Source organism: Stenotrophomonas sp. YJH_SMC_123, assembly GCF_059368215.1.
The window spans coordinates 246,503-264,595 of record NZ_JCAFRM010000007.1 but is presented as its reverse complement, the minus strand read 5'-3'; the positions used below and the strand labels follow the sequence as shown (position 1 = coordinate 264,595).

At 66.7% G+C, this 18,093-nt stretch carries 20 protein-coding genes; 14 read left to right on the top strand and 6 right to left on the bottom strand.

The window, feature by feature from the left end; all coding sequences use genetic code 11:
• Nucleotides 1–29: 29 nt before the first annotated feature.
• Nucleotides 30–287, bottom strand: a complete 258-nt coding sequence (locus AC5P5W_RS16475; protein WP_053495205.1) for a DUF2789 domain-containing protein — start codon at nucleotides 285–287, stop codon at nucleotides 30–32.
• 106 nt (nucleotides 288–393) lie between these two features.
• Here AC5P5W_RS16475 and AC5P5W_RS16470 point away from each other — a divergent pair, with 106 nt between their 5' ends.
• From AC5P5W_RS16470 to AC5P5W_RS16450, 5 genes are read left to right on the top strand one after another with little or no spacing between them, the layout of a single operon-like run.
• Nucleotides 394–981 carry a biliverdin-producing heme oxygenase gene (locus tag AC5P5W_RS16470; protein WP_053495204.1) on the top strand — a complete coding sequence of 196 codons (588 nt, stop codon included), beginning with the start codon at nucleotides 394–396 and terminating at the stop codon, nucleotides 979–981.
• Nucleotides 982–1,012: 31 nt separating this feature from the next.
• On the top strand, nucleotides 1,013–1,480 hold the full coding sequence (locus AC5P5W_RS16465; RefSeq protein WP_014648319.1) for a YbaN family protein: 468 nt from the start codon (nucleotides 1,013–1,015) through the stop codon (nucleotides 1,478–1,480).
• Nucleotides 1,467–2,195 carry a tonB-system energizer ExbB gene (gene exbB / locus AC5P5W_RS16460; RefSeq protein WP_014648318.1) on the top strand — a complete coding sequence of 243 codons (729 nt, stop codon included), beginning with the start codon at nucleotides 1,467–1,469 and terminating at the stop codon, nucleotides 2,193–2,195. The genes AC5P5W_RS16465 and exbB overlap by 14 nt, the downstream gene beginning before the upstream one ends.
• A 9-nt stretch (nucleotides 2,196–2,204) precedes the next feature.
• Nucleotides 2,205–2,630 (top strand): TonB system transport protein ExbD, encoded by a 426-nt coding sequence (gene exbD, locus AC5P5W_RS16455; protein ID WP_142235208.1) that lies wholly within the window; start codon nucleotides 2,205–2,207, stop codon nucleotides 2,628–2,630.
• On the top strand, nucleotides 2,627–3,349 hold the full coding sequence (locus AC5P5W_RS16450; protein ID WP_046432361.1) for an energy transducer TonB: 723 nt from the start codon (nucleotides 2,627–2,629) through the stop codon (nucleotides 3,347–3,349). Before exbD ends, AC5P5W_RS16450 begins: the two co-directional genes overlap by 4 nt.
• Nucleotides 3,350–3,427: 78 nt before the next feature.
• Here the strand turns inward: AC5P5W_RS16450 and AC5P5W_RS16445 are convergent, their stop codons facing one another.
• On the bottom strand, nucleotides 3,428–5,455 hold the full coding sequence (locus tag AC5P5W_RS16445) for a sodium-translocating pyrophosphatase (RefSeq protein WP_197575054.1): 2,028 nt from the start codon (nucleotides 5,453–5,455) through the stop codon (nucleotides 3,428–3,430).
• A gap of 355 nt (nucleotides 5,456–5,810) precedes the next feature.
• Between AC5P5W_RS16445 and AC5P5W_RS16440 the strand changes: the two genes are divergently transcribed.
• Nucleotides 5,811–6,314: a hypothetical protein gene (locus AC5P5W_RS16440; RefSeq protein ID WP_014648314.1), complete on the top strand. Its 504-nt coding sequence runs from the start codon at nucleotides 5,811–5,813 to the stop codon at nucleotides 6,312–6,314.
• 74 nt (nucleotides 6,315–6,388) lie between these two features.
• Here AC5P5W_RS16440 and AC5P5W_RS16435 read toward each other — a convergent pair whose 3' ends face one another.
• The 3 genes from AC5P5W_RS16435 to AC5P5W_RS16425 form a co-directional block, all read right to left on the bottom strand.
• Entirely contained in the window at nucleotides 6,389–6,778 is a 390-nt protein-coding gene (locus AC5P5W_RS16435; protein WP_014648313.1) for a DUF488 domain-containing protein, read from the bottom strand.
• A gap of 120 nt (nucleotides 6,779–6,898) precedes the next feature.
• Nucleotides 6,899–7,693, bottom strand: a complete 795-nt coding sequence (locus AC5P5W_RS16430) for a hypothetical protein (protein WP_046432358.1) — start codon at nucleotides 7,691–7,693, stop codon at nucleotides 6,899–6,901.
• 165 nt (nucleotides 7,694–7,858) lie between these two features.
• Complete coding sequence (locus AC5P5W_RS16425) at nucleotides 7,859–9,115, bottom strand: 6-phosphofructokinase (RefSeq protein ID WP_014648312.1); 1,257 nt, start codon at nucleotides 9,113–9,115, stop codon at nucleotides 7,859–7,861.
• A 136-nt stretch (nucleotides 9,116–9,251) separates the two neighbouring features.
• Between AC5P5W_RS16425 and AC5P5W_RS16420 the strand changes: the two genes are divergently transcribed.
• The 3 genes from AC5P5W_RS16420 (at nucleotide 9,252) to AC5P5W_RS16410 (ending at nucleotide 12,086) form a co-directional block, all read left to right on the top strand.
• Nucleotides 9,252–9,815: an adenylate kinase gene (locus AC5P5W_RS16420; protein ID WP_032956019.1), complete on the top strand. Its 564-nt coding sequence runs from the start codon at nucleotides 9,252–9,254 to the stop codon at nucleotides 9,813–9,815.
• 331 nt (nucleotides 9,816–10,146) lie between these two features.
• Nucleotides 10,147–11,511 (top strand): UDP-N-acetylmuramate:L-alanyl-gamma-D-glutamyl-meso-diaminopimelate ligase, encoded by a 1,365-nt coding sequence (gene mpl, locus AC5P5W_RS16415; RefSeq protein WP_197575052.1) that lies wholly within the window; start codon nucleotides 10,147–10,149, stop codon nucleotides 11,509–11,511.
• Nucleotides 11,508–12,086, top strand: coding sequence for an LON peptidase substrate-binding domain-containing protein (locus AC5P5W_RS16410; protein WP_032956024.1), 579 nt, complete (start codon nucleotides 11,508–11,510; stop codon nucleotides 12,084–12,086). Before mpl ends, AC5P5W_RS16410 begins: the two co-directional genes overlap by 4 nt.
• A gap of 177 nt (nucleotides 12,087–12,263) precedes the next feature.
• Here AC5P5W_RS16410 and AC5P5W_RS16405 read toward each other — a convergent pair whose 3' ends face one another.
• Nucleotides 12,264–14,261, bottom strand: a complete 1,998-nt coding sequence (locus AC5P5W_RS16405; protein WP_046432354.1) for a bifunctional DedA family/phosphatase PAP2 family protein — start codon at nucleotides 14,259–14,261, stop codon at nucleotides 12,264–12,266.
• Nucleotides 14,262–14,346: 85 nt separating this feature from the next.
• On the opposite strand from AC5P5W_RS16405, the gene AC5P5W_RS16400 reads away from it, so the two are divergent.
• The 5 genes from AC5P5W_RS16400 (at nucleotide 14,347) to AC5P5W_RS16380 (ending at nucleotide 17,608) form a co-directional block, all read left to right on the top strand.
• Entirely contained in the window at nucleotides 14,347–15,009 is a 663-nt protein-coding gene (locus tag AC5P5W_RS16400) for a serine/threonine-protein kinase (RefSeq protein WP_014648307.1), read from the top strand.
• Nucleotides 15,006–15,512, top strand: coding sequence for a DUF2867 domain-containing protein (locus AC5P5W_RS16395; RefSeq protein ID WP_041863783.1), 507 nt, complete (start codon nucleotides 15,006–15,008; stop codon nucleotides 15,510–15,512). Before AC5P5W_RS16400 ends, AC5P5W_RS16395 begins: the two co-directional genes overlap by 4 nt.
• Before the next feature lie 754 nt (nucleotides 15,513–16,266).
• A complete protein-coding gene (locus tag AC5P5W_RS16390; RefSeq protein ID WP_126411333.1) occupies nucleotides 16,267–16,626 on the top strand; it encodes a DUF6984 family protein in 360 nt (119 codons plus the stop codon).
• The gene (locus AC5P5W_RS16385) at nucleotides 16,619–17,191 is read left to right on the top strand and encodes a hypothetical protein (protein ID WP_197576172.1); all 573 of its coding nucleotides are present in this window, start codon (nucleotides 16,619–16,621) and stop codon (nucleotides 17,189–17,191) included. The genes AC5P5W_RS16390 and AC5P5W_RS16385 overlap by 8 nt, the downstream gene beginning before the upstream one ends.
• A 153-nt stretch (nucleotides 17,192–17,344) precedes the next feature.
• On the top strand, nucleotides 17,345–17,608 hold the full coding sequence (locus tag AC5P5W_RS16380; protein WP_478443827.1) for a hypothetical protein: 264 nt from the start codon (nucleotides 17,345–17,347) through the stop codon (nucleotides 17,606–17,608).
• Nucleotides 17,609–18,093: the final 485 nt, after the last annotated feature.

Here is an 18,093-nt window from a genome sequence, read left to right as displayed (position 1 = left end):
TCTGACCCCAACAGCGCGGGATACCCCGCTTACTGCCCCGTCGCCGCCTTCACCGCGTCCTCGTGCAGCGACTCGTTCAGCTCATCCACCACGGTGGTCCATGCCGCATCGGCCTGCAGCGACTCGGACAGGAACTGGCGCTGCGCATCGTTCCAGTACGGCGCCTCGACCACTTCCACATCGGTGGCCAGCTGGTGCTCGCGGATGAAGCGGGCGATGCCCTCGGCGCTGGCGTCCAGGCCCAGCTGCAGGAACAGGTTGGTCATGCGCGGTTCGGTGGTGATCATCGTCGGTTCCTGCGGTAAGAAGGGATGCGCCATTATCGGCGCACATAGCCTTGGGGAAAGCCCCGTGGCGAACGTCTACAGCAGGACGACCCCCTTGGCATCCCCCATGAACGCACATATCGCCCCTGAAGACAGCCGCAGCCTGCGGCTCAAGGCCGCCACCCGCGACAGCCATGGCGCCCTGGACAAGCGCATCATGGCCGGTGACATCTTCGCCGACCGCAGCAACTTCGCCCGGTTCCTGCGCGTGCAGTACCGCTTCCATCGCAGCATCGATGCGCTGTATGCCAACCCTGCGCTGGACGCACTGCTGCCGGACCTGGGCGAGCGCCGCCGCCTGGCCCAGGTGGCGCGCGACCTGCAGGATCTGGAGCAGACGCTGCCCGGGGCCGACATCGCGGCGTTGCCGTCCGATCTGGAACTGCCCGCCGCGTTGGGGTGGCTGTATGTGGCCGAAGGGTCCAACCTCGGCGGCACCATTCTGTACAAGATGGCCGCCAGGCTCGGCCTGGATCGTGATTTCGGCGCCCGCCACCTGGCCGCGCATCCGGATGGCGCGGCGCGCCACTGGCGCGAGTTCACCGCTGCGCTGGACGCGGTACCGCTGAGTGCCAGGCAGGAGCAGCAGGTGATCGATGCGGCCGACGCCGCGTTCCGCAGCGTGCACGGCCACGTCGAAGTGGAATTCGCCTGATGCCTGGTGCCCGCCTGCGGATGCAGCGCTGATGCGTTGGCTCTGGTTCGCGCTGGGGTGGTTGATGGTCGTCCTCGGGGTGATCGGCGCGTTGCTGCCGGTGATGCCGACCACCATCTTCCTGATCCTCGCCGTGGGCTGCTTCGCACGCAGCTCGCCGAAGTTCGAGCAGCGCCTGCTGGCGCATCCGCGCTACGGCCCGTCACTGCGGCTGTGGCGTGAGCAGGGTGCGGTGTCGCGCAAGGGCAAGGCGTTCGCCAGTGCCGGCATGGCCGTCGGTTTTGCGCTGTTCTGCTGGGGAGCGCACCCGTCGTGGCGCCTGCTGCTGGGCGTGGGCCTGTTCTTCGCGGTCAGCGCCGGCTACGTGCTCAGCCGACCCGCGCCGCGGCTGCAGCCCCATCCGGTCGTGGAAGTGGACGACGCCAATGATCCGCGTGCGACCCGCCGTCGCGCAGCGACCCCTGATGCTGATGGAAACCGAGACGATGCTGCCTGCTGACCTGGCCCCTGTGGCCGCCCCCGCATTGACTCCGTGGGGCATGTACCTGGCCGCCGACGTGGTGGTGAAGGCCGTGATGATCGCGCTGGCACTGGCGTCGCTGGCCACCTGGACCGTGCTGCTGGCCAAGGGCTGGGAGCTGGCGCGGCAGGCCCGGCAGCTGCGTGCGGCACGCGCGCTGTTGCTGCAGTCCGCACAGCTGCCGACGCAGAGCGAAGAAGCGACCCTGCAACAGGGCGCTGCACTGACGATGCTGGACGCTGCACGCACCGAACTGCGCCTGTCGCAGGAGCTGGACAGCCACGACGGCATCAAGGAGCGCGTCGCCTCGCGCCTGGAACGCATCGAGCTGGAAACCGCGCGCGTGCAGCGGCGCGGTATCGGCGCGCTCGCCAGCATCGGCGCGGTGGCGCCGTTCGTCGGCCTGTTCGGTACGGTGTGGGGGATCATGAACAGTTTCATCGGCATCGCCCACAGCAACACCACCAGCCTGGCGGTGGTTGCGCCCGGCATCGCCGAGGCCCTGTTGGCGACAGCGCTCGGCCTGGTCGCGGCGATTCCCGCGGTGCTGGTCTACAACCATTTCAGCCGCGTGCTGGCCGGCCTGCGGGGGCTGCTCGGCGATCTGTCGGCGGCCGTGCAGCAGCTGGTGTCGCGCGATCTTGATCGTGCCGTCCCGCGTGCCGCTGCGGCGCCGCTGCGCGCGGTGCACTGAGGCGCGACGATGGCGATCAGGACCGCGTCCGACCGCGACGATGCCCCCGAAGAAGCGCACGAGATCAATGTCACGCCCTTCATCGACGTGATGCTGGTGCTGTTGATCATCTTCATGGTGACCGCACCGCTGGCCACGGTGTCGGTGCCGGTGCAGCTGCCGGCCAGCAGCGCCAATGCCGCGCCGCCGGAACAGGCACCGGTGTACGTGACCGTGCAGGCCGACCTGTCGCTGCGCGTCGGCGAGCAGGCGGTGGCGCGTGACGGGCTGGCGGCTGCATTGCAGGTGGCCACCCACAGTGATACCGCGCAACGCATCTTCCTGCGCGCCGACACCCGCGTGCCCTACGGCGAATTGATGGCCACCTTGGATGCGCTGCGTGCGGCGGGCTACCTGAAGGTGGCACTGGTCGGCCTGGAGCAGCGCACGCAATGAGCGGACTGCGGCGCTGGGCGACCAGCCTGGCGATCGTACTGCTGGTGCACGCGCTGTTGATCGGCGCGGCCTGCTGGTGGGTGGCGCGCGCACCGGTGCAGGCTGCAACGGCTCCCCCGGCAGCGCTGACGCTGGAGCTGGCGCCGATGGCGCAGGCACCGCCGGCGCCGCCGCGCGAGGTCGCCACCGGGCCGCTGCAGCAGCAACAGCAGCGGCAGCAGGCGCCAGCGCCAGCCGTGCGTGAGCAACCCAAGGCACCCGTGCAGCCGCAGGGTGAGCTGCCTCCGCCAGAAGCGCCGGAACCAGCGCCCGCGCCGGACAGCGCCGATGCCAACGTCGCGCAGACCAGCGCACCGCCGCAGGTGGCCGCCGACGCTGCCGCACGCTACACCGCGCCGCAGACCACGGCGGGTGAGCGCAGTCGTGCCGAGGCGACCTGGGAAGGACGCCTGCTCGGGCACCTGCAGCAGCACCGGCGCTATCCACGCCAGGCCGAGCGGCTGCGCCAGCAGGGCGTGGTCTACGTGCGCTTTGCCGTGGCCCGCGATGGCGCGGTCTCGGGGTTGAAACTGGGCCGCAGCAGTGGCTTCGCGCTGCTCGACCAGGAGACGCTGGACACCGTGCAGCGGGCCAGCCCGCTGCCGGCGCCGCCGGCCGAAATGGCCGGCGACCCGGTGGAAGTGATGGTGCCGGTGTCGTTCTTCCTGCGTGGGCGGTGATTGACGGTGGGGTCGGATCCCTTTCCGCAGGAAAGGGCTCTGACCCCATCGAGGCCGTCATCCACGCATGGCGCGGATCTACAACAGCGGCACCAGCAGCAGCGCCACGATGTTGATGATCTTGATCAGCGGATTGATCGCCGGGCCGGCGGTGTCCTTGTACGGATCGCCGACGGTGTCGCCGGTCACTGCCGCCTTGTGTGCCTCGCTGCCCTTGCCGCCGAAGTGGCCATCCTCGATGTACTTCTTGGCGTTGTCCCAGGCACCGCCGCCGGTGGTCATCGAAATGGCCACGAACAGGCCGGTCACGATGGTGCCGATCAGCAGGCCGCCCAGCGCGCGTGGCCCCAGCAGCAAGCCGACCACCACCGGCACCGCCACCGGCAGCAATGACGGCACGATCATTTCGCGGATCGCCGAGCGGGTCAGCATGTCCACCGCCCTGTCGTACTGGGGCTTGCCGGTGCCCTGCATGATGCCGGGGATCTCGCGGAACTGGCGGCGCACTTCCTCCACCACCGCACCGGCGGCGCGGCCGACCGCTTCCATCGCCATCGCACCGAACAGGTAGGGAATCAGGCCGCCGATCAGCAGGCCGATGATCACCGTGTGGTCGCTGAGATCGAAGCGGAACTCCTGGCCGGGATTGGCCGCCTGCAGGTTGTGGGTGTAGTCGGCGAACAGCACCAGTGCGGCCAGCGCCGCCGATCCGATCGCATAGCCCTTGGTCACTGCCTTGGTGGTGTTGCCCACTGCATCCAGCGGATCGGTGATGTCGCGGATCTCCGAGGGCAGCTCGGCCATTTCGGCGATGCCACCGGCGTTGTCGGTGATCGGGCCGTAGGCATCGAGGGCGACAATCATGCCGGCCATCGACAGCATCGCAGTAGCGGCGATGGCGATGCCGTACAGGCCGCCCAGCGCGAAGGCTCCCCAGATCGCCGCACACACCGCCACCACCGGCAGCGCGGTGGACTTCATCGAAATGCCTAGGCCGGCGATGATGTTGGTGCCATGGCCGGTGGTCGAGGCCTGCGCCACGTGCTGCACCGGCTTGTACTGGGTGCCGGTGTAGTACTCGGTGATCCACACGATCAGCCCGGTCAGCACCAACCCGATCAACGCGCAGCCATACAGCGCCATCGGCCCATGCACGTTGTCGGACATCAGCCCGGTGGTGATCGGATAGAACGCAATCGCCGCCAGCACGCCGGAGACGAGCACGCCCTTGTACAGCGCACCCATGATCGAGCCGCCCGGCTTCACCCTGACGAACAGCGCACCGATGATCGAGGCGATGATCGATACGCCGCCCAGCACCAGCGGGTAGAGCACCGCGTTGGCGCCGGCCTCGGCCAGCATCAGGCTGCCCAGCAGCATGGTGGCGATCACGGTCACCGCGTAGGTCTCGAACAGGTCGGCGGCCATGCCGGCGCAGTCACCGACGTTGTCACCGACGTTGTCGGCGATCACCGCCGGGTTGCGCGGATCATCTTCGGGAATACCGGCTTCGACCTTGCCGACCAGGTCGGCGCCGACGTCGGCTCCTTTGGTGAAGATGCCGCCGCCCAACCGCGCGAAGATCGAGATCAGCGACGAACCGAACGCCAGCCCGACCAGCGCGTGCAGCGCCTGCTCCATCGGCAGGCCCATGCGCAGCAGCAGTGCGTAGTAGCCTGCCACGCCCAGCAGGCCCAGCCCGACCACCAGCATGCCGGTGATCGCGCCGCCGCGGAAGGCGACGTCCATCGCCGCGCTGATGCCCTGGCGCGCCGCCTCCGCGGTGCGCACGTTGGCGCGCACCGACACGTTCATGCCGATGTAGCCGGCGGCGCCGGACAGCACCGCACCGACCGCGAAACCAATCGCGGTGTACCAGCTGAGGAACACCCCGACCAGCACGAACAGCACCACGCCGGCGATGCCGATGGTCAGGTACTGACGGTTGAGGTAGGCACGCGCACCTTCCTGGATCGCGGTGGCGATCGCAACCATGCGCTCATTGCCGGTGGGTTGGCGCAGGATCCAGCGCGCCGAGACGATTCCGAACAGGATCGCGAGAATGGCGCAGCCCAGCGCCAGTGACAGCCCGTGACGTTCCAGCATTAGACCCCTCCGCAGAATGGATGTAGGCATCCAGTGGCGATGAACGGCACCACGAGGGGGACGACGGGCTGCAGCCTGGAACCAACCCGTACCGACCTTGGTGGTCGTCCGACGTATGGCGGTGTTCAGCATTCCCTGGTGCCCGCAGTATGCGTGCCGCTCTTTGTAGAGTCGAGCCATGCTCGACTGGCCCGTGGGAGCCGCGCCGCATGACCCGTGGGCGCCCTGCCAATGAACGCGTCGACATGCGCGCGGACCCGCCGCCAGGCAAGGGCATGATTTGCGAGCCACCGGCCTTTGCACCCCGTTAAGCCAGCCTCTGCAAGCCTGCGCGGAGTCCCGATGGAGATCCCTCATGCGCCTGTCCCTGTTGATGCTCGCCGCCCTGGCCCCGGCCGTGCCGGCACTCGCTGCGGAAACCCCGGAGCTGCAGCGTGCCGTGGGCGCACCCCAGGCGGTGGGCGCGGTGCATACGCTGCGGCAGATTCCCGAGGCCTGCGCACGCCTGGAAGGTGCGTTCACCGGCGATGCCGCCGCCCCGTACCGCTTCTCCGCCGTGCGTACCAGCGAGCAGTGCCAGCCACGTGCGCGCTTCGTCGACTACACCAAGGCACAGCCGAGTGCCGACAAGGGCTGGAAGCTCAACGATGTGATCCGCGTGCCCAACGCGGCATGCCCGGCGCAGCAGGCGGTGGTGCGGGTGTGGCGCCTGCCGTCGAGCAACAAGGTCGAGCTGGATGGGCAGGGCCAGTCGCGCATCTATCTGGAAGAGGCCAAGAAGCAGGCGGCAGCCGGCCAGATTCCGCAGGTGACGATGTTCGCCGCGCAGCTGCAGATGGAAGGCAAGGCCTGCAATTGAGATGATGCGTGCGCTGCGCCCACGCAGTCGTCCACGGGTGGTAGTGCCGGCCGCTGGCCGGCATCCGGCTGATCTCACTCCGCCAGCGTCGCCCCGCGCGCCACCAGCAGCTCGCGCAACGCCCTGCGATGGCAATGCGCTTCGTCCTCGCAGTAGCAGCCCACGCTGAGGTCGCTGTGCTGCGACATCGCGGCCAGCAGGTCCAGCGCGTGCGCGGCATCGGGCGCTTTCATCTCGGCCTTGTAGTGGCGGAAGAACGCAGTCCAGTCGGCGGCGGTCTTCGCCTCATGGGCCTGTTTCACCAGCTCCGCGCTGGGTGACAGAGTCGGGAACCAGACGTCGTACCAGTCCCGTTTCGCGAATTCGCTGCGGGGCACGCCGCGCGGTGGTCGCCGCACGGTGCCGATGCGCAGGCCCTCGCCGGGTTGGCGCGGGCTGCCGAGACGAACAACACGCAGTGCCATGATGACCTCCAGGCGGGGCGTCCATCATCCTGCGATGCACGTGCGCCAGGCGTGAACCGCTGGGGAAACGAAAAGGCCCGGGCGCCTGCGCACCCGGGCCTTTTCCCATGCCGGCAGCGGTCAGTTGCCGCGGCAGTCCTTCAGCCACAACACCCGACCGATCTGGTCGTAGCTGTCGACCACGCCGGTCAGCGTTACTTTCTCGCGCGGGCGCAGGGCCAGCGCATACGCGGCCTGGTTGGCTGCGAACGAGCAGGAAATGGCCACACGCTCAAAATCGATGCTGCCATCGCTGGGCAGGTCGAAACTGGTGTTGTAGGTGCCGCCACTGCGCAGCACGGTGGTGATGCGACCGGTGATGGCGTAGGTCTTGCCCTTGTAGCGCGGCTCGACCGCGGCCGGGTTGTCCTTGTTCTGGTTGCGCAGCTGGAAGCCGAAGCGGTCGGCGGCAATGGTCACCACCGAGGCCTGCGGAGTGGCCTTGGCCGCCTGTTCGCCCGCCTTGCCTGGCTTGATCTGGTTGAGCAGCTTGCACATTTCTTCGCGCACGCCGTCGGCCGGGGCGATGGCGCCCTTGTTGACCTTCACCACCATGCCGACGGTGCCCTGGCCGCCTTCGGAGGTGGCACTGATGATCATCGGAATCGGCTTGTGGGCCATGGATTCCGGCTCTTCGATCAGCATCGAGCCGCCTTCCACGTCCTCGCTGAGGACGTCCATGTTGGCGTTCTTGGCGATTACCCGCATCTGGCCGATGGCGCTGGCCACGGTCAGGTCAGGATGGGTGACCGATGAAGTGAAGGTAGTGCCGACGAAGGGATTGCCCTTCTTCTGGAAGTTGCTTTCGCAGGTCGCAGCGAAGGCCGGCGCGGCAGCACCGCACAGCAGCGCGGCGATCAGGATCGGGTGCTTCATGGTTACAGTCCTTGTGAAATGGCAGCACGGGCCCGGGCCTTGAGGGCCGGGCAGCGTCGAATCTGGCTTGCAGCGGCCCCTTTGCCCCGGGCCGGAGCCCGATTGTGGGGCGCTTCGGCGGCCGCCGCAATGCGCCCTGTGCGCCGCACAGGACGCAGGTACACTTCAGCCCTCGAAGGCCGGCAGCTTCTGCTTCACCGCCACGTTCTTCAGAGTGACGTACTTCGGCAGGCCGTCGGTGCCATAGGGAAGCGGCGCTTCGCCCTTGATCAGCGGCGACAGGTAGGCGCGCGCCTTGGCGGTGATGCCGAAGCCATCGCGGCGGATGAAGCCGGCTGGCATCTTCTTCTCGTGGTTGGCGATCTTCGACAGCGGGGCCGCTTCGATCTTCCAGCGATAGGGCGCATCGCTGCTGCGCACGATCACCGGCATCACGCCGTTCTGGCCCTTCAGTGCCAGCTGCACGGCGGCCTTGCCGACCGCCTGTGCCTGCTCCCAGTCGGTCCTGCTGGCCAGGTGGCGGGCCGAGCGCTGCAGGTAGTCGGGCAGCGCCCAGTGCACCTTCAGGCCCAGCTGGTCCTTGACCCGTGCGGCAAGGTGCGCGGCCACGCCGCCCAGCTGCGAGTGACCGAACGAGTCCTTGCCGCCGCCTGCGTCGGCGACGAAGCGGCCATCTGCGGTCGCGATACCTTCCGACGCCACCACCACGCAGTAGCCGACGCGCTCGACCACGGCCTTCACCTTGGCCAGGAACGCGGCCTCGTCGTAGGCGCGCTCGGGCAGCAGGATGATGTGCGGTGCTTCGTCATCACCGTTGCCAGCCAGGCCGGCGGCCGCGGCCAGCCAGCCGGCGTGGCGGCCCATCGCCTCGTAGATGAAGACGCGGGTGGAGGTCTCGGCCATCGCCGCAACGTCCAGCGCCGCCTCGCGCACCGAGACGGCGGTGTACTTGGCCGCCGAGCCGAAGCCGGGGCAGGTGTCGGTCACCGCCAGATCGTTGTCGATGGTCTTGGGCACGCCAATGCAGGTCAGGTCGTAGCCGGAGGCCTTGGCCAGCTGCGAGACCTTCAGCGCGGTATCAGCCGAGTCGTTGCCGCCGTTGTAGAGGAACCAGCGCACGTCGTGCGCGCGCAGCACCTCCAGCAGGCGGTCGTAGCGGGCACGGTCGGCGTCCAGTGATTTCAGCTTGACCCGGCACGAGCCGAAGGCACCGCCCGGGGTATGGGCCAGCGCGCGGATGGCCGCGGCACTCTCCTTGCTGGTGTCGATCAGCTCCTCGCGCAGGGCGCCGAGGATGCCGTTGCGGGCGGCCAGGACCTTGATGCCCTTGGCCCGCGCCTGCTCGATCACCGCCGCCGCCGTGGCGTTGATGACGGCGGTGACACCGCCGGACTGGGCATAAAGGAGAGTACCGTTGCGCATGCTTCTACCTGCTCGGGGGAGGGGACATTGCAGGGACATTACCCGGATGCGGTAAAGTGGCGCTATTGCGGTGCAGCGATACCGGACCGTCCGGGACGCGAACCTTCTTTGTTTTCAACACGTTGGAGTCAGGTCAATGCGATTGGTTCTGTTGGGACCGCCCGGTTCGGGCAAGGGGACACAGGCGACGCGCCTGAAGGAAAAGCTGGGCATCGCCCACATTTCGACCGGTGACATGCTGCGCGCGGAAATCGCCGCCGGCACCGAGCTGGGCAAGCAGGCCAAGACGGTGATGGATGCCGGCAACCTGGTGTCGGACGACATCCTGCTGGGCATGCTGGAGTCGCGCCTGACCCAGGCTGATGTCGCCAAGGGCTTCATCCTCGATGGCTACCCGCGCAACGTGGCCCAGGCCAATGCGATGGACGGCCTGCTGGCCAAGATCGGCCAGCCGCTGGACGCCGTGGTGCAGCTGGACGTGGCCACCGAGCTGCTGGTGGATCGCATCGCCGGTCGTGCCAAGGAGCAGGGCCGCGCCGATGACAATCCGGAAGCGGTGCGCCAGCGCCTGCAGGTCTACAACGAGCAGACCGCCCCGGTGGTCGATTTCTACGCCGGCCGTGGCACCCTGGCCCGCGTCGATGGCGTCGGTGAGCTGGACGAGATCGAAGCCCGCATCCTGGCGGCGATCAAGGCCTGATCCGGCCGGGCCGGCGCGAATTGCCGGCTCCCCGGGCGCAAAAAAACACAGGCCTGGTCCGCGAGGCTCAGGCCTGTGTCGTTTGACAGGCGCCAGCGAAGGGCTTGCTCAGGGCCCCGCAGCATGAGCTCCCTTGGGGATGGCCTCTTGGGGAGTAGGACCGGTTCGGGTACTGCGGCTGGCAGTTCGAATTGTGTCCGGGTTCACAGAACATCGCTATCGGGAATTCCCTGACAGCTGATTGGAGTTTTCTCACATCCCGTGTAGGGGTTGTCTTACCCGATAGCGGACATTGGCCCTATACAGCCGTCATCGGTCACAATCCTCGGTCATGAGCAGCGTACATATCCTTGCAATTGCCGGCACCTTCATGGGCGGCGTGGCCGCCCTGGCGCGGGAACTCGGGCATTCCGTCAGCGGCAGCGACCAGGCCATCTACCCGCCGATGTCGACCCAGCTCGAACAGCTGGGCATCACCCTGGACCAGGGCTACCGTGCCGACAGCGCGCCGGCCGGCACCGACGAGGTGGTGATCGGCAACGCGCTGTCGCGCGGCAATGCCGCCGTGGAAGCCGTGCTCGATGCCGGCCAGCGCTATATATCCGGTGCGCAGTGGCTGTCCGAGCAGGTGCTGCCGGGCCGCGACACGCTGGCCGTGGCCGGTACCCATGGCAAGACCACCACCACCACCATCCTCACCTGGCTGCTGGAAAGTGCAGGGCGCTCGCCCGGCTTCCTGATCGGCGGCGTCGCCGAGGATTTCGGAGTCTCCGCGCGCCTGGGCCAGGGCCGCGAGTTCGTGGTCGAAGCCGATGAGTACGACACGGCCTTCTTCGACAAGCGCAGCAAGTTCGTGCACTACCGGCCGCTGGTGGCCATCCTCAACAATCTTGAATACGACCACGCCGACATCTTCCCGGACGTGGCGGCGATCCAGCGCCAGTTCCACCACCTGGTGCGTACCGTGCCCGCACGTGGGCGGCTGATCGTCAACGGCGAGGATCAGCGCCTGGCCGAAGTGCTGGCGATGGGCTGCTGGACTCCGGTCGAGCGGTTTGGTTTCGATCCGTCGCTGGAGTGGCATGCCGAGCTGCTGGCCGCCGATGGCAGCGCGTTCCGCGTGCACCATCGTGGGCAGGCGCTGGGCGACGTGCAGTGGTCGCTGCTGGGCCGCCACAACGTGCTCAACGGGCTGGCCGCGCTGGCCGCTGCGCATGCAGTGGGCGTGGCGCCGGCCACGGTGATCCCGGCGCTGGCGCGCTTCCGCAGCGTCAAGCGCCGCATGGAAGTGATCGGCAGCCATGGCGGCATCACCGTCTACGACGATTTCGCCCATCACCCCACCGCGATCGCCACCACGCTGGAGGGCCTGCGTGCCAGGGTCGGCGATGCGCGCATCGTGGTTGCGATGGAACCGCGCAGCAACTCGATGCGGTTGGGCGCACATGCGCAGGCACTGGCACCGTCGCTGGCGCTGGCTGATGAAGTGGTGTTCCTGCATCGCCCGGAACTGGCCTGGGATGCCGCTGCGGTGATCGCTGCGGTACGTGGTGACGCCCACGCGGTGCCGGATACCGACGCATTGCTGGCGCAGCTGCAGTCCAGCGTGCGCAGTGGCGACCACGTGGTGTTCATGTCCAACGGTGGCTTCGACGGCGCCCCGCGCCGCTTCCTCGCCGCGTTGCAGGCCCGATGAGCGTCGACAGCCCGCTGCCGCTGTTTCCGCTGCACACCACGCTGGTGCCGGGTGCGGCGGTGGGCCTGCGTGTTTTCGAGCGCCGCTATCTGGACCTGGTCCGCGACAGCGGCCGCAGTGGTGAGGGGTTCGGTGTCTGCCTGATCCTCGATGGCGAGGAAGTCGGCGCACCGGCGACGCCGGCGGCCTACGGTGTGCAGGTGCGCATCGAAGACTTCGATGTCGGTGCCGATGGCGTGCTGCAGCTTCGCCTGCGCGGCACCCGCCGTTTCCATGTGGAGCGTACCCGCGTGCGCGACAACGGCCTGGTGGTGGCCGACGTGCGCTGGTGCGAGGAAGACCCGGACGACGAACTGCGACCACAGCACGCGCTGCTGGCCACGGTGCTGGGGCACATCATCGAACAGGCCGGCGAGGCTTATGCGCCGTCCAACCCGGCGTTGCTGGACCAGGCCAGCTGGGTCGGCTGGCGGCTGGCCGAGTTGTTGCCGCTGAGCGAGCAGCAGCGCCTGCAGCTGCTGCAGATGGACGACCCGCACCAGCGATTGCAGCAGTTGCTGGGCTGGATGCCGTAGCAGCCTGCCTTGGGTGGGTGTGCACCTTGGTGCACACGCTGGGGCATGCGTGGAATGCCATCCACGCACGGCGTGGATCTACTGTAGAGCCGAGCCTATGCTCGGCTTGATGGTTCCCGCGAAGAGCAGCCGAGCATGGGCTCGGCTCTACAGTGGGTGATCGCGCACCGGTGCCGGTCAGGGCGCCGTGGTCTTCAACCGCAGCACCGGCAACCCGGTTTCGCTGTGCACATCCTCGCGCTGCGGCAGGTCCTGCACGGCGTCCTTCACTGCGTTGAGCGCCGGGTCGACGCCACGCAGCGGGTGCCACATGCCGATCCACTCGAAATGACGCTCGTAGCGCAGGGTCTGCGCACTGCCCAGCCATAGCGGCGTATTGCCCGGTTGCAACTGCGCAGGGGCTGGCCACAGGCGCAGTACGTAGCGCTCATCGCGGTGTGTACCCGGGCGCACCATCAACAGCGCTTCCACGCGCGTGTCCAGCGTGGCTGGCAGCACCGGCAGTTCGTCGGCACCCGTGTTCTTGTCCAGCATCAGCAGCGCCTCCTGCCAGCCGGCCTGTTCCTGCCGCTTCCAGCCGCGTGCTTCCAGCTGCGCCTGCAGCGGGGCCAGCGGGCCCGCCACCTGCACGTCCAGCGGCCAGCGCTGGTCGTCGTCGAACTCGTTGCGGCGCGCCGGCAGTGTCGCCCAGTCGTGCTGCCACCAGGCCTGCATGTCCATCGCCTGCGCCGCCGGCAGGGTCGGCTCGAAGCGTTCCAGCTTCACCGGAATGTGGCGCGGCGCGTACCACATCGCCGCCACGGCGAAGACACCGTAGAACAGCCACGCCACCGGCTTCACCCAGAACGAGCGGTTGAAGCGGCGGCGGTAGGCGATGCCCAGCACCAGCAGCCAGAACGTACCGAACAGCATGCCGCCGATCACATCGCTCAGCCAGTGCGCGCCCAGGTACAGGCGCGAGAAGCCGATCAGGCTGACCACGATGCCCGACACCAGGTACGGCCAGACACGGGTGCGGCCAGGCATCTCGCGGGCGATCAGCACCGCGAAGAAGCCGAAGGTGATGGTGGCCATGGTCACCGACACCGACGGGAAGCCAAAGCCACTGCTGGCATCGACCGGTCGCACCACATCCACCGTTGCGCCGAGCAGCATGGTCAACGCCAGGCCGAAGGCAAGCGCGGCCAGCCAGTGCGCGGCTGCCATCCAGCGGCGGCGCCAGATCAGGTAGCCCATCGCTGCAGCGGTGGCCGGCAACAACACCTGCCAGGCGCCCAGCGATGCCAGCGCGGCCATCGGGTAATCGGCCAGCGGATTGCGCAGCGCCAGCATGGCCTGGTGCACCAGCAGGTCGATCGCCAGCGGCTCGCCATGGGCGACCACCACGGTCAGCAGCGCGAACCAGCCCCAGCCCAGCACCAGCAGCATCAGCGCCAGCATCGCCAGCGGCACCGACTCGCGGCGCTTCGGGTCCAGCACACCAACGGTGTAGCGGCCCAGCGTCGGGTGTCGGTTGGACCAGTCCAGCAGCCGCGCCAGCCAGTTGTCCATGCGCGCGGCCGACCAGCGGTAGCCGTACAGCACGATGGCCCAGACCAGGCCGAGGATCACTGCCAGCAGGCCGACCACCACCACCAGTCGCCCTGCGACGGCGGCCACCGCGTCGTAGGCCTCGCCGAGCACCCAGCCCGGTGCCAGGAACAGCACCGCCCACGAAATGCTGGCGATGCCACTGGCCTGCATGTAGCGGCTGGCCGGCATTTTCATCATGCCCGCGATGGCCGGCACGAACGGCCGGATCGCGCCCACGTAGCGTGCCACCAGGATGCTCTTGAAGGCATTGCGGCGGAACAGGTTTTCGCCGCGGTCGAGCAGCTGCGGGTAACGGCTGAAGGGCCACACGCCACGCAGGCGGTCACCCCAGCGGCGGCCGATCCAGTAACTGATGCCATCACCGGCGAATGCGCCCAGTGCGGCTGCGGCCACCGCGTACGGCCCGGAGATCTGGCCCAGCCCGATGAACACGCCCACCGCGAACAGCAGCGGCAGGGCCGGCACGATGGCACCGAGAATGATCACCGCATCGCAGAAGGCGATGAGGAAGATAACGGCACCCGCCAGCACGGGGTGAGCGGCAATCCACGCGAGGGTGGCGTCGATCCATGAAGAGTCCATTGCCCGATTATAGGGGCGTGAAGGTGACTGGTTCCCAGCCGCTTGGTGACCGTTTGCAACGGGCGCCATCGCCTAGAATGGGCACATGCCGCATTCGTCAGACACGCCCTCGCACGCCCTGAAGGCCGACAGCTTCGGTCGCATCCTCCTTGTGGAAGGGCCGGCCGGCTCCTTTGTACGCCGTGATCTGGGCGCCACACCACTGTGGTTGCGGCTGCCGGCCTGGTGGCTGGCCCGCCGTGAAGCACGCGCACTGCGCCACATCCACGGCATGGCCGATGTGCCGCAGCTGCTGGCGTGGGATGGACGTCATCTCGACCGCAGCTTCATGGCCGGCGACGCCATGTACCAGCGTCCGCCTCGCGGTGACCTGGCCTGGTTCCGCGCCGCGCGGCGCCTGCTGCAGCAGCTGCATCGCAATGGCGTGGCCCACAACGATCTGGCCAAGGAAGCCAACTGGCTGGTCACCGACGATGGCCGCCCGGCGCTGATCGACTTCCAGCTGGCGGTGATCGGCAACCCGCGTTCGCGCTGGATGCGCCTGCTGGCCCGTGAGGACCTGCGCCACCTGCTCAAGCACAAGCGCATGTACTGCCGCGAGTCGCTCACCCCGGTGGAAAAGCGGGTGCTCAAGCGCACCTCCTGGGTGCGCGAGCTGTGGTTCGCCACCGGCAAGCCGGTCTACCGCTTCGTCACCCGCCGCATCCTGCATTGGGAAGACAACGAGGGGCAGGGGCCGAAGCCGTGAGCCGTACGCAGGTGGTGACCGGCCCGCCGAGTGCAGGCAGCATCCTGCGCCCACAGCTGGCTGGCGCCGACTTCGTGCACGCCTGCCAGGCGACGACCCGTCGCGATGGGCGCTCGGCCTTGCAGGCCTATCGCGACATGGCGGCGACCATTCCCGGCTGGTTCGACGGGCTGATGGCACTGCGCAATCGCGGCATGCGCCTGCTCGGCATGAAGCACCTGGGCTCGTTGCGTGCGGTACAGGACATCGCGCAGCCGCGTCCGGGGCAACGGCTGGGCATCTTCACCCTGCAGTCGCTGGATGACGATGCCATCGTGCTGGAAGACGACGACCGCCACCTGCGTGTGCAGCTGGCCCTGCAGTGGCAGGGCGATGTGCTGGAAGTGGCGACGGTGGTGCATACGCACAACGCGTTCGGGCGTGTGTACATGCTGCCGGTCGCACCGGTGCATCGGCTGATCGTGCCGCATCTGCTGAGGAAGCAGGTGCAGGCGTACCGGTAGATCCACGCCATGCGTGGATGCATTAAGCAATTCAATGGTCGCGTGCAAGTGAGTTTGCCGTCACCGATGTCAGCCTGCCAGGCAACAACGCGGAGCTGTGAGCGGCGGGGTCGGAGGCGCGTTGATCGGTGCCATTGGTCGAGGGACAGTTACAGTGGGAGGAGCTGTCGCGATTCAAGCGGTGACCAACGCCTTCACGGGGGCGGGCAGTGTTCTTGCTCAGAATGCCTAGGAAGGAAAGCCCACGTCCGGTGCGGAGCTTGCGTCAGCGATGGCGGGTAGTGTCGGTGGCGGTCTAGTTGCGAGCGGAATTGGTGTGGCTGCTGGTGATTTTGCGGGAGCTGCGGCCAAAGGGAATCTACAAAGGATGGTCGCCTCCTCTGCACCCGGAGTGCCAAATATGGCCCATGCGACCGCGTCAACTGCAGCAGCTATTCCGAAGCAGAGCTTGGGGCAGGCCACCATGTCACAGACTGCCCAGGCATCAGCTCAGATGGCGACTGCGGCAGCACAGAAGGAACTGGAGAAAAGGAAGTGAAGACATCAACGCGTTCTTTGTTAGTTTATGAGATAGGAGGGGTGCTGTTCTTTGTGCTGATCTACGTCATCCTTGACTACAGAGGGATTGGCAACGCGGCTCGAATTGCTCTTTACCCTTTTTTTGTGTTTCAAGCCTTTCTGCTGTCGTCATATTTTGTAGATGCCTTGAAGGGTAGATGGCGTCGCTGAGTTTGGAAGCTGGCAACAGAACGAAATGAGCAACCCAATGCATACCGTTTCCAGCGTTGAAAGAGCGCTGATTGAAGCTGTGGCAGTCTGCCTGCCTGCGGCCTCTGCTTCGCAGCTTCAAGCCGACCTGGCTTCCGCAAGCGCTGTGGAAACCAGTCTGGGTGGAGCTCGGGTGGGATTCGTCATTTCTGGATATGAGCGTCCGCCGTATCTAGGGCAGCACGCATATCCCGTCGAGCTGCAGATGCAGGACGCAGATGGTGCTGAACTCACGCCGATTCTTCATGCGGACGCAAACGACCGGCTACTGGAGCTGGAGATCATTCGTTGGGATGGTGGCGAGCTGATATCTCCGCAGATCGAGAGCGTGGTCTGCTATGCATGAGGTGGCGAAGAAGGATTCTGGTGACGACAAGGGCAATGTGCAGAATGCCAGCCTCGAAGAGCCAGTGGATGTCGCGGAAGCGCTTGCGATGTATCAGCGCTTGATGCTTGAACGAAGCGATGCGGCGTTCGTCGCCGACTTCATGGTGTTCTGTTGGCAGGCCGTTGATCCCGGGCGCGTCGCCGCATTGGACTTGCCTGGGGACGTTGTGGATGCGTGCGCTGATCAGCTATCCCTGCTGATGCGGATTGAGGATCAGCAGGATCAGCAGGATCAGCAGCGCGCGGCGCCAGCTTTCTGGAAGCGCTACATCGAGTGGGCGGACTACGCCATCGATTTCCCGCTTGATGAACGCAAGCGGTTCATCTGTGAGGCACCTGGCTACCTGGAGCCAGCATTTTCTGTGTTCGTGGCCACTGGCGGTGCTGAGATGAGGTCTGAGGCGATGGAGCTCCTGGCTGAGTACTCCGGGTCTGGCACAGCGAGGGCTGCCTATGTCAGATCGGTGATCGAGAGTCGGCTCAGCTCTGAAGGGTCATATGGTCATCAATCCGTCGGTGGCTGATGGCTGTCAAAGGGGTCTGCCCATCACAACGGAAAGTGGTCGACGTGCAACGGTTTGAATAGAGCACTTGGTATATCCCTGCTGCTGGCAGCGGGTGGGACGGGTCTGGTTCCCGCCTTTTCCAGAGACAAGCATCCAGGCATCTGCCAAGGAATGAGTGGGTCGCGCAATGATGTGCAGTCCTGCCAGACACCGCTGCAGGCGCTTCTTGCGAACTCGGGCGGCTATGATGGCGGGCACTTTGCTGCGTTCGGCTACCTGCTCCATGAGGGTGGAAGCAGTGATGCCCTCGGCCCCTCCGCCGATGCGCTGGTCGATCTGAGTGGCGCGGAGTACGAGGACTCCGTGCGTGGCATCGAGCCAGGCCTGTACTTTGTCATGCTCCAGGGGATGTATTACGCGGGGGGGGGGCAGTGAACGGTGCCTGCGTGGGCGAACTGAGGGCGCCTTTCATATCGCGCACATCAAAGGTCGATGAGGTTGATTGACCAGAGTGCTGTTGAGGTAATGCATGTGGGACTGCGCACACGCCATCCTCTATTACGAGAGCCAAGGGCAGGACTCGCTCCTGGTGCATGAGAACGTGTACCTGATCAGTGCCGATAACGACGAGCGCGCTCTTGAGAATGCAAACGCGCTTGCTCGCGGGTATGAGGATCCGAGCGGCCGCCTGATGGGTGAAGACGGTAGAGCGCCCCTCTATCGATGCGCCGGAATCCGCAAGCTGATATCAGTAGAGACTGATGAGGACCCTGCCGAGGGACGCCTGCACTCCGGTGTGGAGGTCACGTACTCCGTCATGGCGGTGGATACGTTGGATCAGGTGAGACGTCTTGCCCGTGGTGATGGCGTGGAAGTGCTGTACCAGGAATGGAAATGTAGAGCCGAGCATGGCTCGGCTC

Excerpts from the sequence above, each read along its gene's own strand:
- AC5P5W_RS16475 (WP_053495205.1), bottom strand. The coding sequence starts at position 287 with ATGATCACCACCGAACCGCGCATGACCAACCTGTTCCTGCAGCTGGGC.
- AC5P5W_RS16470 (WP_053495204.1), top strand. The coding sequence starts at position 394 with ATGAACGCACATATCGCCCCTGAAGACAGCCGCAGCCTGCGGCTCAAG.
- AC5P5W_RS16465 (WP_014648319.1), top strand. The coding sequence starts at position 1,013 with ATGCGTTGGCTCTGGTTCGCGCTGGGGTGGTTGATGGTCGTCCTCGGG.
- exbB (WP_014648318.1), top strand. The coding sequence starts at position 1,467 with ATGCTGCCTGCTGACCTGGCCCCTGTGGCCGCCCCCGCATTGACTCCG.
- exbD (WP_142235208.1), top strand. The coding sequence starts at position 2,205 with ATGGCGATCAGGACCGCGTCCGACCGCGACGATGCCCCCGAAGAAGCG.
- AC5P5W_RS16450 (WP_046432361.1), top strand. The coding sequence starts at position 2,627 with ATGAGCGGACTGCGGCGCTGGGCGACCAGCCTGGCGATCGTACTGCTG.
- AC5P5W_RS16445 (WP_197575054.1), bottom strand. The coding sequence starts at position 5,455 with ATGCTGGAACGTCACGGGCTGTCACTGGCGCTGGGCTGCGCCATTCTC.
- AC5P5W_RS16440 (WP_014648314.1), top strand. The coding sequence starts at position 5,811 with ATGCGCCTGTCCCTGTTGATGCTCGCCGCCCTGGCCCCGGCCGTGCCG.
- AC5P5W_RS16435 (WP_014648313.1), bottom strand. The coding sequence starts at position 6,778 with ATGGCACTGCGTGTTGTTCGTCTCGGCAGCCCGCGCCAACCCGGCGAG.
- AC5P5W_RS16430 (WP_046432358.1), bottom strand. The coding sequence starts at position 7,693 with ATGAAGCACCCGATCCTGATCGCCGCGCTGCTGTGCGGTGCTGCCGCG.
- AC5P5W_RS16425 (WP_014648312.1), bottom strand. The coding sequence starts at position 9,115 with ATGCGCAACGGTACTCTCCTTTATGCCCAGTCCGGCGGTGTCACCGCC.
- AC5P5W_RS16420 (WP_032956019.1), top strand. The coding sequence starts at position 9,252 with ATGCGATTGGTTCTGTTGGGACCGCCCGGTTCGGGCAAGGGGACACAG.
- mpl (WP_197575052.1), top strand. The coding sequence starts at position 10,147 with ATGAGCAGCGTACATATCCTTGCAATTGCCGGCACCTTCATGGGCGGC.
- AC5P5W_RS16410 (WP_032956024.1), top strand. The coding sequence starts at position 11,508 with ATGAGCGTCGACAGCCCGCTGCCGCTGTTTCCGCTGCACACCACGCTG.
- AC5P5W_RS16405 (WP_046432354.1), bottom strand. The coding sequence starts at position 14,261 with ATGGACTCTTCATGGATCGACGCCACCCTCGCGTGGATTGCCGCTCAC.
- AC5P5W_RS16400 (WP_014648307.1), top strand. The coding sequence starts at position 14,347 with ATGCCGCATTCGTCAGACACGCCCTCGCACGCCCTGAAGGCCGACAGC.
- AC5P5W_RS16390 (WP_126411333.1), top strand. The coding sequence starts at position 16,267 with ATGAGCAACCCAATGCATACCGTTTCCAGCGTTGAAAGAGCGCTGATT.
- AC5P5W_RS16385 (WP_197576172.1), top strand. The coding sequence starts at position 16,619 with ATGCATGAGGTGGCGAAGAAGGATTCTGGTGACGACAAGGGCAATGTG.
- AC5P5W_RS16380 (WP_478443827.1), top strand. The coding sequence starts at position 17,345 with ATGAGTGGGTCGCGCAATGATGTGCAGTCCTGCCAGACACCGCTGCAG.